Source organism: Paenibacillus sp. CF384 (assembly GCF_900106745.1).
Lineage (GTDB): Bacteria > Bacillota > Bacilli > Paenibacillales > Paenibacillaceae > Paenibacillus_Z.
On sequence record NZ_FNNV01000018.1, the window covers coordinates 120,245 to 137,190 of the forward strand.

The 16,946-nt window shown below is 51.4% G+C and carries 14 protein-coding genes; 8 read left to right on the forward strand and 6 right to left on the reverse strand.

The annotated features are described in order from the left end of the window. Positions 1 to 429 precede the first annotated feature (429 nt). From sdaAA to BLW29_RS24860, 3 genes are all read right to left on the reverse strand, one after another. Positions 430 to 1,323, reverse strand: a complete 894-nt coding sequence (gene sdaAA, locus BLW29_RS24850; RefSeq protein ID WP_090984683.1) for an L-serine ammonia-lyase, iron-sulfur-dependent, subunit alpha — start codon at positions 1,321 to 1,323, stop codon at positions 430 to 432. Beyond that, positions 1,320 to 2,018, reverse strand: a complete 699-nt coding sequence (sdaAB, locus tag BLW29_RS24855) for an L-serine ammonia-lyase, iron-sulfur-dependent subunit beta (protein WP_090984685.1) — start codon at positions 2,016 to 2,018, stop codon at positions 1,320 to 1,322. The genes sdaAA and sdaAB overlap by 4 nt, the downstream gene beginning before the upstream one ends. Positions 2,019 to 2,136: 118 nt before the next feature. Continuing rightward, positions 2,137 to 2,937 carry a helix-turn-helix transcriptional regulator gene (locus BLW29_RS24860; RefSeq protein ID WP_090984687.1) on the reverse strand — a complete coding sequence of 267 codons (801 nt, stop codon included), beginning with the start codon at positions 2,935 to 2,937 and terminating at the stop codon, positions 2,137 to 2,139. A gap of 140 nt (positions 2,938 to 3,077) precedes the next feature. Between BLW29_RS24860 and BLW29_RS24865 the strand changes: the two genes are divergently transcribed. The 4 genes from BLW29_RS24865 to BLW29_RS24880 all read left to right on the forward strand — a co-directional run bounded on the left by BLW29_RS24865 (position 3,078) and on the right by BLW29_RS24880 (position 9,025). Beyond that, the gene (locus BLW29_RS24865; RefSeq protein ID WP_090984689.1) at positions 3,078 to 3,863 is read left to right on the forward strand and encodes a sugar phosphate isomerase/epimerase family protein; all 786 of its coding nucleotides are present in this window, start codon (positions 3,078 to 3,080) and stop codon (positions 3,861 to 3,863) included. Between the two features lie 28 nt (positions 3,864 to 3,891). Beyond that, positions 3,892 to 4,911 carry a Gfo/Idh/MocA family protein gene (locus BLW29_RS24870; protein ID WP_090984691.1) on the forward strand — a complete coding sequence of 340 codons (1,020 nt, stop codon included), beginning with the start codon at positions 3,892 to 3,894 and terminating at the stop codon, positions 4,909 to 4,911. Positions 4,912 to 5,126: 215 nt separating this feature from the next. Continuing rightward, entirely contained in the window at positions 5,127 to 7,964 is a 2,838-nt protein-coding gene (locus BLW29_RS24875) for an alpha-mannosidase (protein WP_143044459.1), read from the forward strand. Between the two features lie 44 nt (positions 7,965 to 8,008). Then, positions 8,009 to 9,025, forward strand: coding sequence for a glycoside hydrolase family 172 protein (locus tag BLW29_RS24880; protein ID WP_177186813.1), 1,017 nt, complete (start codon positions 8,009 to 8,011; stop codon positions 9,023 to 9,025). A 43-nt stretch (positions 9,026 to 9,068) separates the two neighbouring features. Here the strand turns inward: BLW29_RS24880 and BLW29_RS24885 are convergent, their stop codons facing one another. Next, on the reverse strand, positions 9,069 to 9,911 hold the full coding sequence (locus tag BLW29_RS24885) for a phytanoyl-CoA dioxygenase family protein (protein ID WP_090984697.1): 843 nt from the start codon (positions 9,909 to 9,911) through the stop codon (positions 9,069 to 9,071). Positions 9,912 to 10,071: 160 nt separating this feature from the next. Here BLW29_RS24885 and BLW29_RS24890 point away from each other — a divergent pair, with 160 nt between their 5' ends. Then, entirely contained in the window at positions 10,072 to 10,950 is an 879-nt protein-coding gene (locus BLW29_RS24890; RefSeq protein WP_256208876.1) for an AraC family transcriptional regulator, read from the forward strand. 145 nt (positions 10,951 to 11,095) lie between these two features. Here BLW29_RS24890 and BLW29_RS24895 read toward each other — a convergent pair whose 3' ends face one another. Continuing rightward, on the reverse strand, positions 11,096 to 11,959 hold the full coding sequence (locus BLW29_RS24895) for a CAP domain-containing protein (protein ID WP_256208877.1): 864 nt from the start codon (positions 11,957 to 11,959) through the stop codon (positions 11,096 to 11,098). A 78-nt stretch (positions 11,960 to 12,037) separates the two neighbouring features. Beyond that, positions 12,038 to 14,068 carry a beta-galactosidase gene (locus BLW29_RS24900; protein ID WP_090984699.1) on the reverse strand — a complete coding sequence of 677 codons (2,031 nt, stop codon included), beginning with the start codon at positions 14,066 to 14,068 and terminating at the stop codon, positions 12,038 to 12,040. Positions 14,069 to 14,167: 99 nt separating this feature from the next. Between BLW29_RS24900 and BLW29_RS24905 the strand changes: the two genes are divergently transcribed. The 3 genes from BLW29_RS24905 to BLW29_RS24915 all read left to right on the forward strand — a co-directional run bounded on the left by BLW29_RS24905 (position 14,168) and on the right by BLW29_RS24915 (position 16,853). Then, positions 14,168 to 15,049 carry an AraC family transcriptional regulator gene (locus BLW29_RS24905; protein ID WP_090984701.1) on the forward strand — a complete coding sequence of 294 codons (882 nt, stop codon included), beginning with the start codon at positions 14,168 to 14,170 and terminating at the stop codon, positions 15,047 to 15,049. 27 nt (positions 15,050 to 15,076) lie between these two features. Continuing rightward, positions 15,077 to 16,036, forward strand: coding sequence for an HNH endonuclease (locus BLW29_RS24910; RefSeq protein ID WP_143044460.1), 960 nt, complete (start codon positions 15,077 to 15,079; stop codon positions 16,034 to 16,036). A 115-nt stretch (positions 16,037 to 16,151) separates the two neighbouring features. Continuing rightward, positions 16,152 to 16,853: a CAP domain-containing protein gene (locus BLW29_RS24915; protein WP_090984705.1), complete on the forward strand. Its 702-nt coding sequence runs from the start codon at positions 16,152 to 16,154 to the stop codon at positions 16,851 to 16,853. Positions 16,854 to 16,946: the final 93 nt, after the last annotated feature.

Sequence of the window (16,946 nt, forward strand, 5' to 3'; positions counted from 1 at the left end):
CCGAAAAGTAGCTGAGAGTCGGAAAAAGCGACTCTCAGCGATTCAACTAACTAATCTACCTCCGCTCCGGTAGCTGAGAGTCGAAAAATGCGACTCTCAGCGCCGAAACCGCGCCGAAAAGAGGCTGAGAGTCGGAAAAACCGACTCTCAGCGGTTCAACTCGACTCTCACGACCAACGCTGCGCTGAAATGCTGCCTCAAGTGCAACAATTCACACTCTGGGGGGCCGAATTCCATCAAATGCTGCTTTAAATGCAACAATTCAAAGAGGATAGGTAGTAAAAAGAACTTTCCGGGAGAAAATGTTGCCTATTATGCAACATTCTCTCTCAGAAAGCTCTTATTTCGTAGAATTGTTGCAGAATTGGCAGCATTTCTATTAAATACATCCGGTTGGTATCAGGAGTGTGCTATTGCGGCTGCTAATTGTTACGTCTGCTGCGGTTTTTTCTTATGCTTCAGGTCGCTCATAATTTTGCGGCCGGTCGGCGTTTGGGCCAGGCCGCCGCCGGCTGTTTCGCGGTGGATCTCTGGCATGGCTGAGCCAACCTCGAGCATGACCTGGATGACTTCGTCGGAGGGGATGACGCTGCGAACACCGGCAAGCGCCATATCCGCGGCAGCCAGTGCCGTAACGGCGCCGAATCCGTTGCGCACGATGCACGGAATTTCTACAAGTCCGCCGACAGGGTCGCAGATTAATCCGAGCGTGTTCTTCAGCGCGAGACCTACGGCATGAATCGCTTGCGCAGGTGTGCCGCCTCGCAGCTCCACGAGCGCGCCGGCCGCCATGCCGATGGCGGAGCCAACCTCCGCCTGGCATCCGCCTTCGGCGCCGGAGACGAAGGAATTGTTGGCGATGACATAGCCAATGGCGCCGGCGGCGAATAAGGCATAGACCAGTTCTTCGTCAGCCAAGCCGAACCGCTCCTGGGTGCTGACGAAGACGCCGGGGATAATGCCGCATGAGCCTGCCGTTGGCGTTGCGATAATGCGGCCCATCGAGGCGTTAACCTCAGACACCGCAAGCGCATACGCCATCGCATCGCTGGCCGACCCGCCGAGGCTGGGCTCGAGCTCTTGTCTCTTCGCCAGTACGCGCTGTGCATCTAGACCGGTCAACCCGCTGCGCGAAGTGGTATTCTCGTGCAGACCGCGGCGGACCGCTTCTTTCATGACGCCGTAATAGGCGGTCATCTTGGCGAATTCGTCCGCAGGAGACTTGCCTGACTCCGCGCTTTGTTCCTCCAGCATCAACCGCCCAATCGAAAGCCCGCGCTGCGCGCACAGCTCGCCAAGCTCGGATAACGTCCGAAAATTCATGACGTACCACTCCCCTCTGATTGACTTAGATCAACGGTATAAATGGCTTGCACATGGCTGATTTCTTTGATAGTCTCCAGCAGCGGAGCTGGCAAGGCAGCATCCAGCTCAAGCACAGTCAGTGCATCGCCGCTTCGACCTTTACGATCGACGGACATATGGCCGATGTTGACGCTTTCCGATTTCAGCAAAGAAGTCAGGTCGGCAATCACGCCGGGGCGGTCAGCATGCCGAATGACAAGCGTGGGGTAGTTACCGGTAAGCTTAACGGCAAATTCATTTAATTCGACGATTTCGATATTACCGCCTCCGATGGAGGTTCCAATTAAAGATAGCTGCTGCGGGACAGGCTGATCCACGGATAAGACGAGTTTTACGGTATTGGGATGGGAGAAAAGTCCTTTGCCTTGTTCGAAAGAAATGGCAAGGCCGCGATCACTAGCGATATCGAGCGCTTGCGGGATGCGATAATCATCCGTGGCGAATCCAAGGAGTCCGCTGACAATCGCAATATCCGTACCATGTCCTTGATAGGTGGCGGCGAAGGAGCCGTAGAAAATAATTTCCGCTTGATCCGGCACGCCGCCCAGAAGCTGACTGGCAACAAGTCCGATACGGACTGCACCTGCGGTATGCGAACTTGAAGGGCCCACCATGGAGGGTCCGATTATGGAGAATACGTCTTTGAATCGCATGCGGCAGCAGACCTCCGATTAGAATATGGGGGACAAATTAGGCCGGAAACATGATGCTATTGTTTCCAAGAACAGCAAAGTGAACTCATGTTCAAGTTATTCGTAATGTTCGTAATGGCTAGCTCAGCCGATAGGCTGCAGGGGACACGCCGTACTTCTGACGAAACACCCGATAGAAGTAAGAATAACTGCCGAAGCCGCATGTAACCGCGATCTGCTCTAAGGTCATGGTGCTGTATTTGATGCGGTCAATGGCCATGGATAATCGGACATTTTGGGTATACTGAATGATGGTCATGCCATAGCATTCCTTGAACAGATGGACGGTGCGCGATACGCTTAGCCGTGCACATTCGGCAACCTCCGCAATCGTGAACGACCGTGCGGCATTCTCGTCGATGAAGTTTTTCATGCGTGTGGCGACAAAAGATTTCCCTTGAAACACAGACTGTGTTGTAATCGCACGGTCAATGCAGAGGCATAACGAGCGCAGTAAGTAATCGGCCAGTTCGCGATCCTCTGCTTCAAAGCGCCGTTTCTCTAAGATAAGCGCCTGCCAGACGGACAGCCAGCGTTCATCCGGAACAACCTTTACCCGCTGAGGGCGATCCTTGCGGCTCCACCATTCGTCGAGCCAGCTCCCGCGACAGATGACGTAATAATCGCCGCTTGAGATTTCGGTTTGCGCATCCTCTTCTTCTTGAGAGTGACTTGGCGCGATGTTCAACTGATAGTAGTCACCAGGCTTAAAGAGCAGCAGATCACCGGCTTCAATTCGCTGCATCCGCCCGTCGACGAATGCCTCACAGCTGCCGTCCACTTGCAAACGAAACACGTAGGCGCGTAATCCGTCCCGATTGGTAATTTGAAATGGCTGTGAATGATAGGAGTAATTGCAGCTCATAATTTCGGTATTCAAAGGTCTCTCTCCATTTTGCAGCAAAATTGTACATGTCACTGTTATATAATACATCTACGAACGCCTCGATATCCACTATAATGGTTGTCAGATTGGTCAACTAACCGGGCTTGACGCCGATCAGGCGTTCATCCGTCATTATGAAAGGAAGATCACAAGTGAAAATCGGATTACAATTGTTTACACTGCGTGACGATACAGCTAAAGATTTCAGAGGCACGCTTCGCCAAGTAGCGGCAATGGGTTATGAAGGCGTTGAATTTGCAGGCTACGGAGATATCCCGGCTGAAGAAATGCGCGACCTTCTGCAAGAGCTTGGCCTTGAAGCATTCGGCAGCCATGTTGGCTTGCAGCAGCTTGAAGAAAACTTGGACGAACAAATCCAATACCTCAAAACCGTTGGCGCACGTTATGTGATCTGCCCTTGGTTGTCCCCTGAGCAATTGGCTGGCGGAGAAGCGTTCTGGCGCGAGCTGATCGCGAAATTCGCAACATTCGGCGCTCGTCTGCGCGACGAAGGTCTGCAATTCTGCTACCACAACCATGACTTTGAATTTGCCGCTCAAATCGACGGCGAATACATTTTCGATGCGATGTACACGAAAGTAGATGCTGATCTGCTTAAAGTGGAAATGGACATCGGTTGGGTGCAATACTCCAATCAAGATCCGCTCGCTTATATCGCCAAATATGCCGGCCGTCTGCCGCTGCTTCACTTGAAAGACTTCCGCAAAGAAACATCGGTCAACCATATCGACACCGTCGAGCTTGGCAATGGTGATCTTGCGCTAAACGATATTATCGACGCGGCTAACAAAGCAGGCGTTGAATGGCTGGTAGTTGAGCAGGACAGCTGTGCAAATCCGCCGCTTGAATCCGTACAAACAAGCATGAATTGGCTGGTAGCAAACGGCCATAAAGCATAATTATTGATCAAAGGGAGAGTTGCTTCACATGAAGAAAATCAAAGTAGCCGTCGTAGGCTGCGGTGCGATCGCTCAGCGCCGTCATATTCCGGAATACGCTGCTAACCCGAACGTAGAGTTCGTGGCATTCGTAGATCCCGTTATCGAACGTGCAGAGGAACTTGCAGCGAAATACAATGCGAAAGCATTCACAAGCTACGAAGCTATGCTTAGCGAAATTAAACCAGAGGCTGTCAGCGTTTGTACGCCGAACTATCTGCATGCTCCGGTTACAATTGCTGCTGCAAACGCAGGCGCTCACGTGCTTGTTGAGAAGCCAATGGCTTCCACAGACGAAGAAGCGGCTGCCATGATCGAAGCTGCCAGCAAGAACGGCGTATATCTGATGGTTGGTCACAACCAACGCCTGATGCCTCCACACGTGAAAGCGAAGCAGCTTCTTCAAAGCGGCGCGCTTGGCCGCGTATTGACGTTCCGTACTTCCTTCGGCCATCCCGGCCCTGAAGGCTGGAGCGTAGACGGCAAAGGCAGCTGGTTCTTCCGTAAAGAAGAAGCAATCATGGGCGCAATGGGCGACCTTGGCGTGCACAAGTCCGATTTGATCCGTTACCTGCTTGACGATGAAGTTGCGCAAGTTACAGGCTACATCGGTACGCTTGATAAAGAAGGAACAGATGTTGACGATAACGCGACTTGCTTGCTTCGTATGAAGAGCGGCGCAATCGGCACGCTTGTAGCAAGCTGGACGTACTACAAAGGCGAAGACAACTCCACTGTATTCTGGTGCGAGAACGGCGTTATGAAGATCGGTACGGATCCGAAGGATCAAATCATCGTTGAGCTTCGTAACGGCACAGTTGAACGCTACAACGTTGGTGCAATCAGCACAAACGATAAGCAAGAAACCAGCGGCGTTGTAGATGCGTTCATCGAATCGCTTCTGACAAACACCAAACCAAGCATCTCCGGCGAAGAAGGTCGCAAATCGCTTGCAGTTATCCTGGCTGCATTCGAATCCCAAGCGACAGGCCGCGTTATTTCTCTCTAATACACACTTACAACTACGATGACTCGCAGGCAGCACAATTGATCATTCAATGTGACTGCTTGCGGGTCATTTTTTCGTCCTAATAAGCTAAGATTACCTCACCATAGATTAAGAATTCCTGATTGTGGAAGTGGACTTGGAACGCTATGCTAAGCTTGTGCCGTTTGTGCTGATTTTTTCTTCAAATCCTATTCGGAGAGGAAAGGGAATTGAAAATGAACGAAACGAGAATTAGACGACTGATCGGACCGGAACCGCAATCTTATTGGGATGACCTCGAATATAGCGGTCGCAATGAATGGAATGATCGTATTCTCTCGCAGCTGGTATTTGCACAAGAGCTTTCGAAGGTGAATGGACTAAAGTATGACGCGGTTATCGCGAGTACCCTTGATTACATAGAACAGCGCATTGTCGAGGATGGAGCCATCGTAAAGCAAGCTGCGCTTGAGGCGGAAGGAATGCTGCAAAGCTTAGCTGCCGATGCGAAAAGTTACGACGTAATAGCAGTGTCCCACGCGCATATCGATATGAATTGGATGTGGGGCTGGGATGAGACGGTTTCCGTCACCATCGATACGTTCCGCACGATGCTCAATCTGATGGAGGAGTATCCGGAGTTTACGTTTTCTCAATCGCAAGCGTCGATTTACCGAATTGTAGAGCAATATGCTCCATCGATGCTGGAGGAGATTAAACGCCGAGTGAAGGAAGGTCGCTGGGAAATTACGGCCTCGCACTGGGTGGAAGCGGATAAGAATATGCCAAGCGGCGAAAGTTTGGCGAGGCATATTCTGTATACGAAGCGATATCTTAGCAAATTGTTTGATATCGAGCCGGACAGCTTGAATATGGATTTTGAGCCGGACACGTTTGGACATAGCTTGCAGGTGCCTGAGATCTTAGCCAGTGGCGGTGTGAGCTATTACTACCACTGCCGCGGTGCTGAGGGAGATCCGCTGACACGCTGGGAGGGGCCTTCCGGGAAATCGGTCATCGTCTATCGAGAGCTGACCTGGTATAACGATTTTGTCCGTCCTGTATTCACGTCTTATGTGCCGGATATTTGTCGCAGGACAGGCTTGAATTCTTATCTGTATGTCTATGGAGTAGGCGATCATGGTGGCGGGCCGACCAGACGTGACTTGAATCGTCTGCGGGCGATGCAGGAATGGCCGATTTGTCCTACGATACGGTTCGGCGGTTATGCGGATTATTTCAAAGAAGCGGAGCGGATCAAGGATCAACTGCCGGTCGTGAAAGGGGAATTGAATGTCGTCTTCACAGGCTGTTACACGTCCCAGACCCGCATTAAGAATGCGAATCGTGTTTCGGAAGCAACGCTGAACGAAGCCGAATTGTTCAGTTCGGTAGCCGCAGCGGCGCATGGGGCAGGTTACCCGGGAGCTGCTTACGAGGAAGCATGGCGTGGCGTCATGTTTAATCAGTTCCATGATATTCTGCCGGGATCCGGGGTTATCGAAACGCGCGAGCATGCCCTAGGGTTGTTTCAGAATACGATGGCGATTGCCGGAACGAACCGGAAGCTTGCGCTTGAGCGAATCGCAGCCGATATTGATACGTCGGAGATAGAAATCGGCCATACGGCCACGAATACGGCGCAAGGAGCGGGTGTCGGATTCGGGACTCGCGATTTCAAGATTACGCAGGTTGAGCGCGGATCCGGGAGCACGCGTATCGTGCATCTCTTTAATTCCTCGCTTCAAACGAGGGAAGAAACGGTCGAGATTCTGCTCTGGGATTGGAAGAGCCCGATTAAGTCGATTGTCGTGAAGACGGCTGCGGGCGAGACCATGCCAAGCCAGGTTCTGGATAGCGGCCGCAATGCCTATTGGTCGCATGATTACTTGCGATTGCTTGCGCGCGTGAAGGTGCCGGCGTGCGGCTACGGTACCCTGATTGTTGCCGAAGGAGATGGATACTCCTCGCAAATTATCATCGGCGATCCGAGGGTTGACCGGGATGAGGATTATTCGCTCGAAAACGATCATGTACGGGTTGTTTTCGATCCAAGAGATGCCTCTGTCATATCCCTGATCGATAAGTCCTCCGGTGAGGAACTGATTGATCCGGCCAGACCCGCAGGGTTATTCCGACTTATTCAGGAGGATCCGAGTAAAGGGATGGCGGCATGGTGGGTCGGGCGGTTTATGCAAATCGACAGCCTTCATGAGCGTGTCATCTTAAAGAAGACGGTCTCCGGTGACTTGCGTCAAACGATCAGCTATGAAATGAAGTTCAAGACTTCTTCATCGCTTCGCATCGCGGTTTCACTGGATGCAGGCAGCAGAAGCCTTGATTACCATGTAGAATGCGACTGGCAGGAAGCGGGAAGCAGAGAGGTTGGGATTCCGCAGCTGCAGTTTTATTTTCCGATTGGCTATGCGAGCGAAGCTTATAAATATGATGTTCCGTTCGGAACGATTGTCCGGGAAGCCAGAGACATGGAATTACCGGGTAACAGCTTTGTGCAGGCATTGCGTGCTGATGATCCGCATAAGCCAACGTTGTTCATCGTGACGAACAACAAATACGGTTTCCGGGGAACGGATAATGCGATGTCTGTCTCGCTCATTCGAGGTTCGTATGAACCGGATCCATATCCGGAGCTTGGCAACCATCATCGGATTAAACTGTCGGTTTGTTTGGCGGAGGCATCGGCGTCTAGCCGCGATGTCATCGAGCATGCGTACCGGATTAACCACCCCTTGAATGTGCTGTCAGGCTTGAAGCGGTCAGGCTCGAAGCCGGCGAATGCGGGGTATATCGAGCAGTTGGATGACGCGGTTGCCGTGTCGGCGATCAAAGTGCCGGAAGGAAACAGCGGGGCCAGCTGGATTATTCGGATGTACGAAACGGATGGGAAAAGCGCAACGGCTTCCTTTAAGCTGTTTAAGGGAGCGGTAAGAGCTTACGCGGTCGATGTGAATGAGAACCTGATTCCGGGCGATAGCTCCGTGACGCTTGCGGGCGATACGTTAAACGTGGATGTTTCGCCGTATTCCCTTGCTGCGGTACGTATTGACTTCTAATCAAATTAAATGAAAAGGCTTACTCTTTATAAGGAGAGATGAGGATGTTTCCCCCTTTATACGAAATTGGAAAAGCGACAACAAGGCAATTCACGACCTTCGATCACGTCACCAAGAGCAAGACGGTGAGAATCATGCCCGGGGAGCCTCCTCGCACGATTGTGAAGAGCGACACACCAGGCATTATCAGCCGGATGTGGCTGACCTTTCCCGGATGGTTCTGGCGACATTGGGATACGCAAGCCGAGAATGATACATCTACGTTAAAGAAGCTCATCATCCGTATCTATTGGGATGGCGAGTCTAAACCGTCCGTTGAATGTCCGATCGGCGACTTCTTCGGCATCGGCCATTGTGAATTTCGACACTTCGTCTCACGGTATATCGGAATGTCGAGCGGAGGCTTCTATTCCTACTTCTTGATGCCATTTAATCAAGTGCGCATTGAGCTCGAGAACTTGCATGAGAGCATCCCGCTTGATGTTTTCTTTAACGCAAACTACGAAGTATACGACGAACTGCCGAAGGACTCCGGGCGGTTCCATTGCCTCTTCCGGACTGCCCGTCTTGGAGGTACCGATCCGCTTCCTCTGGTAGATATTCAAGGACGCGGCCATTACATCGGTTGCTCGCTGTCCATGCAAGGAGAGGAGCTCAACTACTTGTCTTACTTGGAAGCTCCTGAATATATGTTCGTCGACACGGAAGACAGAGAGCACCCGACGATCGTTGGCACCGGACTCGAAGATTATTTCAATGGCGGATGGTACTTCAGGGATGGTGAATTCTACGCAGAGCTGCACGGCGTACCGCTCAAAGACACGCTGCGTTCGATGATCAGCATGTACAGGTTCCACGAACGTGATGCCATTGCATTCGATAAAAATCTCAGCATCTCGTTCGTGAATCCATGGGAGGCGAAGCACCTGAAGCCGTACTGGTACTCTTCGACCGCCTACTGGTATCAGGATAGGGCTGCGGCACTTCCCGAAGAGCTCCCCGTGGACAAGTTGATGAGCATGTATAGACGGCGCGACACGGATCATCAATCTTATCCATAAGCAAAAAAAGGCTAGCCCCCGCTTTGAGGGCTAGCCTTTAGTATTATTTCTTATAAACAAGCGGGTTGAGCGGGGAAACAGCGGGTTCTCCTGCTTTTACGCCTGGGAACCAGGACTTTAAATCGTTCTCGCGCGCGCTGCTGTCTGGTTGCGCCATCGTGTTGACGCCATCGGCGACATAGATGATGGTCATGACTTCGCGCATGGAATCCGTTGGATTGCCCGGTGCAGAATGCAGTGTCCATCCTGCGTGGAATGTCGCATCACCTGCGGACATAGCGCCGTAGTTCGTCTTTGCAAGGCCTTTGCCTTCAATATAGGAACCAAGCGTCTTATGTGATTCATCGGAGATGAATTGACGGCTCATGTAGCCGGACGTATGTGATCCATCTACGAAAGTCATCGAGCCGACTTCCTCGGAAATCGGAATAAGCGGCATCCAAAGCGTAATGGTGTTTGGCGTTTCAAGCGGCCAATACACTTGGTCTTGATGCCACGGCGTATGACCGCCGCCCGGTTCTTTGAACAACGCTTGATCGTGATAGATCCGAACGCCATCCACGCCCATAAGCTCGGCTGCGATTTTGGCGAAACGACGAGCCAAGACGAAACGTTTGATTCCTTCATTCATGACCCATAGGTTTCCGATTTGAATGAATGCTTTACCGTACGTATCCCGCTCTTCAACCGGTTTCGTATGGTTATTGTGCTGACGCACGGTTTGTTCGATAAGCGGCTCGTAGAAGCTCATTTCATCAGGCGTCACAATGCCCTTCAGCAGGATATGCCCGTTCTTCTGATAGAAATCGGTTTGTTCTGTCGTCAACGTATAATCGCTGTCAAGCTGCGGAAGCTCGGCGAGATTAGATGGATTTGTGGTCGTCATTATGATCGAATCTCCTTAGTACTGCTAAGATGCTTTAATTATAAAGCACAGCTGCTGCTGCTGACTTTGTTTCGATCTCTCAATTCTTTTGTCAAAAACAACTGCGCCTATTATATAATAAAAGCAAATCATACCGATTGCGGCTAAGGAGCTTACCTACATGTACTTATCTGAATTGATGGAGAAACAGCCGATTGTTCCTTACATTCGGGAGAGCGACTATGCCGTCCGGAAGCCGTGGTTATCTGCGGAACGGAGATTGCTTGATTATTTGCTCGTTTATTTTCAAGAAGGAGAGTGCGTGTTTCAAGTAGATGGTGTCCCTTACGAGTTTCGAAGAGGCGACTTTTGTCTGATTCAACCGAATGTATTGAATGTGCTGGAAGGGAAAACGAATACGATTACGCCGTTTGCCCATATGGATTTCTTCTACGATTCGCTCAGGGAGGACCGATTTCCGACGCGAAGCGGTCAGATTGATCTTGAGCCGTACAGCCATCTCATTCAGCCGAGGCTGAACGACTTTCATGGTGTTACAATCCCGGTCAGGCTGCAGCCTAAGCATCCGATCGCGCTGCGGGACAAGTTTCTCGCGATGGTGGAGTGCTGGCAGCATCGCGATCCGCTCATGCAGCTTCGAGCACAGTCCCTCGGAACGGAAGTGATTCTAACCATTCTGGAGGATCACACCGATCTGAAGCAAACGGAGAAGGCGGCGCCGCAGCGGATGAATTGGATTACATCGTTCTTATCCTTGAATTTGGCCGAGCCGCTCACGGTCAGTGAAATGGCAGCAAGAGCGAACCTTTCCCCCTCGCGTTTCAGCGCGAAGTTCAAGGAGCAGCTAGGGGTTTCACCGCATCGGTACTTGCTCCAATTGCGCATTCACCATGCGCAGGAGCTGTTGACGGGATCGGACAATACCATTGAAGAGATCGCTGCGTACTGCGGCTTTGCCGACGTGCATCATTTTACGAAAGCGTTCAAGAAGGAGGTCGGAGAAGCGCCGGGCCAATATCGCAGCAAACGCTGCACGTAGCCTAACCCCCGACTGCAAAACCGCCGCCATCCCACAACAAGAACGACAAACTAACGCTTAGTTCTCATCTCGCTCCATCAAAACAAAAGCTGTCTCCAAAGTGTCGCGTGACACAAGTTGGGACAGCTTTTGTTTAGACAATTGCTTAAGGTTTGATGAATTGCTGCGTCCAATAAGGACTCATGCTGCCGCCTGGAGCATAGCCGACGCCAAGTTGGGTGAAGTTAGCACTGAGGATGTTGGCACGGTGACCCGGGCTGTTCATCCAAGCAGTCATAACCGCTTGTACACCTTTTTGACCAGCTGCAATGTTCTCCCCGGCATAGGAATAGTTGATGCCGAACTGTTTCATCATATCGAACGGACTGCCGTAGGTTGGAGAATTGTGATCAAAGTAACCTTTGTCACGCATATCATTCGATTTGGCTTGTGCCACTTTGGACAGCGATGCATTCAGCGACAGCGGCTGCAGGCCGGCTTTCGAACGTTCTGCATTAACCAGCTGCAGGATTTGCTGCGAGATGGAGGAGCTGTCCGCTGCGTTGGACCCGCCGGCATTGCCGGTGTTGCCAGCATTACCGGTGTTTCCTGTATTGCCAGTATTACCTGTATTCCCGGTATTCCCAGTGTTTCCGGTATTACCGGTCCACTTATTGCCGCCCGGGTAGGTAACGTTCGGATACCCTGTGCCCGGATTCGCTGCACCGCCGCCACCCGGATTCCAAGTACCGCCGTAATAAAGCTGATACCACGGAATTTTGCCCAGATCAAGGTTTTGTGCTCTCATCGTGCCTGGCTGATTCGTCCGCAGCATGCGATGACCTGTGTTCAGCGGCAGAAGATCATCATTGGATTTGATGCTCAAACGCTGCTGGTTGAGGTCGTGTCTGCTTGCCGAGTGGTAGGTGTTGTTTGGCGTGACGTTGCGATCCGACACCCCATTGTAGATAAGAGCGCCAATACCAAAAGCTAATACAATTCCGAATAATGTACCGAAAAACCTTCTCATTTGAGTAACCAGCTCCTTTCACACCAACTAATATGTTCAGCGGGGAAAGGAGCTATTCGATCTCGGAGCTAGGCAATATCAAGCAAATTGCTCAAGGATGAGGACATCGCGGCCATTAATGACAGCTTGCCCAGCGTATGTGTTTCCGGTAATAAGGTCGGTGCCAGAATCTGTTCCAAGCTCGATCGTGACGGACTCCGCATTGTGGTTCAGAACGAATAAATAACCGCGATTATCGATCACTCTGCGCGTGACTTCAACGCCCGGCTGCTTGCCCGGCAATGGAGCAATACCGTGCTGCTTGCACAATACATCAGCGAAACCCTTCATAAATTGTTCATCCGGGCTGGAAGCGACATACCAAGCTTCGCCGCTGCCATACTTATTGCGAGTAAGGACAGGCATGCCGGCATAGAAATCCTCGCCATATTCGGCAATGACTTCTGCGCCTTCGCTGTGGATAAGGTCACAAAGCAAATGGCAGCGATAGGTGCCTTCCAGCGAACCTAATGGATCTTTCATTACGACAGAGTTGCTGCTGTCAGGGAGCAGAGCGTCGATTTCTTCGGCCCAGATGCCAAGGAGCGGGCGCAGCTCCCCCGGATATCCGCCTAACGTTACGATATCGTTCTCGTTCACGATTCCGCTGAAGAAGGTCGTTACGAAGGTGCCGCCGTCCCGGACAAAATCTTCGATTCGCGAAGCCATGCCCGGCTTGACCATGTACATAACCGGAGCGATCACGATGTCATATGCGGAGAGATCGTCCTCGAAGGACACGACGTCCACTTGGTAGCCGCCATCATAGAACGCGCGGTAATACTTATGAATTTCATCGAGATATTTCAAATCAACGGTCGGTCCGCTCGAATATTCGATGGCCCAGCGATTCTCCCAGTCGAACATGATAGCGACTCGGCTCGGCAGTCTCGAACCAAGAAGCTTCGAACCCATAGCGTTCAACTCAGCTCCAAGCTGTGCGCATTCGCGGAATACACGGGTATGCTCATGACCGACATGCTCAATAAGCGCGCCGTGGTATTTCTCGCATGCGCCGACAGAACGGCGCAACTGGAAGAACATGACGCTGTCCGAACCATGCGCGACGGCCTGATAGCTCCATAGGCGCATAATTCCGGGACGTTTGAGCGTGTTATACGCTTGCCAGTTCTGCTGGCTCGGCGTTTGCTCCATCAGCAGGAACGGCGCGCCTCCTTTAAGCCCGCGCATCAGATCATGCGTCATCGCCACGTAGCTGGAAGGGGTATTCATGGACGGGTAGTTATCCCAGGCAATGATGTCCATATGCTTGGCCCATTTGAAATAATCAATTTGTTTATAGGTTCCCATTAAGTTAGTCGTAACGGGAATTTCAGGCGTGTAGGCCTTAATCGCATCATATTCCAGCTTGTAACATTCAAGCATGCTGTCCGAATTGAAGCGGCTAAAGTCGAGCGAGATGCCCTGAAAGCAAGTTTTGTCATACGACCATTGCTCGGATAGCGCGCTTGGCAGCACAATTTCGTCCCACTCGTAGAAGGTATGTCCCCAGAAACGGGTGTTCCATTGTTCATTTAGTTTGTCCAACGTGCCGTATTTGTTCTGCAGCCAGCCGCGAAATGCGATTTCGCATTGATCGCAGTAACATTCGCCGCCATATTCATTGGAAACATGCCACAGCAGAACGGCAGGATGGTTCTGATAACGCTCTGCAAGCTTCGAGGCAAGACGAGTGGAATAAGTCCGGTACACCGCGCTGTTCGGACAGGAGTTATGGCGTCCACCGAATTTATGCTTCCGTCCTTCGAAATCCGTGCGCAGAATTTCGGGATAACGTTTAGCCATCCAAGCGGGATGAGCACCTGTGCTCGTTGCCAGGCAGGCATAAACGCCGTTTGCGTGGAGCATGTCCATAATCCGATCAAGGGTATCAAAATCATAAGTATCCTCGCTTGGCTGGAGCATCGCCCATGAGAAAACATTTACAGTAGCGATGTTCATTCCGGCAAGCTCCAACATACGCATATCTTCCGGCCAGATGGCGGAATCCCACTGTTCGGGATTATAATCGCCGCCATATAACATTTTGGGCAGTTTCGAAGTATCCATATTCGCAAATTCCTCCAGTGAAGTGAATGATAACAGCTTTATTTTATGGTAAGATGCGGATTAGAGATATATAAAAAAGAATAGGCAGGATATGATAATATGGAACAAATCATCGAGCGGAATAAAGGGTTCAATGACGGTCAGCAGCGCAGCCGCTACATGTTCACGCTAGGTGAGTACGAGCTGCCGCTTTATGTAGATAGTATCGGAATCAATCCAGACCAAGAAGCCGTGGACCGGACAAAGGGCTATCCGTGCTTCCACTGGCTGCAAACAATAGAGGGCGAAGGCGAGTTTGAACTTAACGGAATCAAGTATTCGCTTCCGCCAGGCAACGGTTCCCTGCTATTTCCGGACGTCCCTCATTTCTATACAGCGAAGCCGGGCAAGAAGTGGGCGACCATGTATGTGACGTTCGGCGGAGTCTTGGCAGCTTCGATGTTGGCTTCCCTCGGCATCCGGCAAACGGAATGGCTGAATTGGAACGAAGACGCGCCAATTACCTCGCAGTTGGAGAGCATGATTAAACAAGCGCAGCATGATGAGGACAGGACAGGTCTGAATGCTTCCGCGCAGCTGTACCGGTTTCTTACGATGATCAAAATTTACGGGCAGAAGGGCGGACGTTCCTCCGTATTCCAGCATCTGGAGAAGCTGGACCCGCTTCTGCATTGGCTGGATTTCCATTACGGAGATCCGGATATCAGCCTGACCGACATGGCGGAGCAGCTTGGCATTAGCTCCCGTTATTTAAATTCACTATTCCGGCAGGCGTTCGGCATTACGGCCTATGCTTACTTAATTCGACTGCGGATGATTAAATCCAAGGAAATGATGAGCCTTGGCGACAAAAGGTCGATTAAAGAGATTGCGCAACTATCCGGCTACCGCGATCCCAGCCATTTCATTGCCGCATTCGGCAAAGCGGAAGGGATTACCCCGGAGCAGTTTCGTAAGCTGCACGGCTTAACGACGACCTGATAAGGAAACGGAGCGGAAGTGATTGCGATGGAGATGAAGCCATGCACGGCATGCAGAATAGAGAAGCCGCTTACAGCATTCACGAAACGCGCGGGAAGCAGCGGCAGGCGCGGGATTTGCCGAACATGTCTGCGCAAGAGGAAGCGGCAGACAGCGCCGGGAGATGCGGCGTTTGACAGCGTGGAAGAGGCTGTCCGGTTTCTGGAATATGAACAAGAACATGAGGATGAGCACGGCGAGGAGCATGAGTTCGTAACGGATGCTGATGCCGAGAATGAAACTCCTGCCAAGCCGGTAAGGAAGCGGAAGCGTCGCCGCAAGAAGCGCAGTGTGGGGTCCAAGCTGATCGCCCCTGTCCATGATGGACAGGCTGCCTCCGTAGCGACAGCCAGTGACTGTGAGCAGAAGGATGCAGCTGCTGTACAAAGACAATCATCCGCAATGGCTACCGCGGACGAAGCAGCGCCAGTACCTGCAGCGAAGCGGAAGCGCAAACGCCGCCACAAACGATCGAAAGCCGCGAAGATCAAAAGCTTAAAAGCGGAAATCAGCGCAGTTGAACAGGTTGCAGTTCGCCCGCCGAATCGGAACATAAATCCAATCAAAGGCGCTTTTACATACAAAACTTCGCTCCTTAACGATCGTGGCCGCGGACATATTCGGCTGCGCGGTCACCGCGAAACAGGGAAACGCTGGTCGACCGATATTCCGACGGAGATGGCTGTGCGAATGGTGGAGGAAGGTGCTGCGGGCATTATCAATCCGGGCTTGATCCACAAGCTCTATACGAAGACGGATTTCCGGCTGCTGGTGCTGCAACGAGACGACTATATTTGCAAGTATTGCGGCCGTTACGGGGACACGATTGACCATGTGCTGCCGAAGTCAAAAGGAGGACTTTCGTCTCCCGCCAATTGCGTCTGCGCATGCGCCGCCTGCAACCTGAAGAAGGCGGACAAATTGGACTTCGTATTCGATGATTTTTAGCATCCAATCGGATCGTTTCCATATTTTATGAGGTGTTTTTGCCATTTCCTCGTGTTAACATGGGTGGCGTCGAAAGGTCGGCACACACGATAACCATAACAAGGAGGAAATATTCATGAAGATGCAACCATTTCGTATAGGTGTAGCTAGCGTACTCGCAGCCGGTATGATCGTAGCCGGAGGAGGAGCAGCCCTGCAGAAGGCAGAAGCAGCCACAGTGAACAGTTCCGTCTCGTATAAGGTTACGAACAGCGACACGATGTACAAAATCGCCACGAAATACGGGGTCAGCCTCAGCAAGCTGATTGCTGCGAATCCCAACATTGCGAACCCGAATATCATTTGGGCTGGCATGACGATTAAAGTCCCGGTAACGACAGGTTCCTCGAACAGCGGATCGTCAAACAATGGATCTTCGAACACCAACACAGGAACCAGCACAACAGATAAGAGCACGTTCGCCGCTCAAGTCGTCACTTTGGTAAACAAGGAACGTGCCAATGCAGGTCTGGGCACATTGAAATCCGATACGCTCTTGACGAAAGTCGCTTTGGACAAGGCGAAGGATATGTATACGAACAACTACTTTGATCATAATTCGCCCACATACGGTTCGCCGTTTGATATGATGCGTGCTTATGGCGTTTCTTACTCTTATGCGGGTGAGAATATCGCGAAGGGTCAGCGTACGCCGGCAGAAGTCATGCAGGCATGGATGAACAGCCCGGGCCACAAAGCGAACATCCTCAGCAAAAACTTTAATAAAATCGGCGTTGCTTATTATAACGGCGAGTGGGTACAAGAGTTTACGTCCTAATTATAGATTCAATTAGTTAAGAGCGGCCGCACAGTGGCCGCTCTTTTTTGCGTGAAAAAGTTGACGTTATTATAACCATCGGTTATTCTGTGA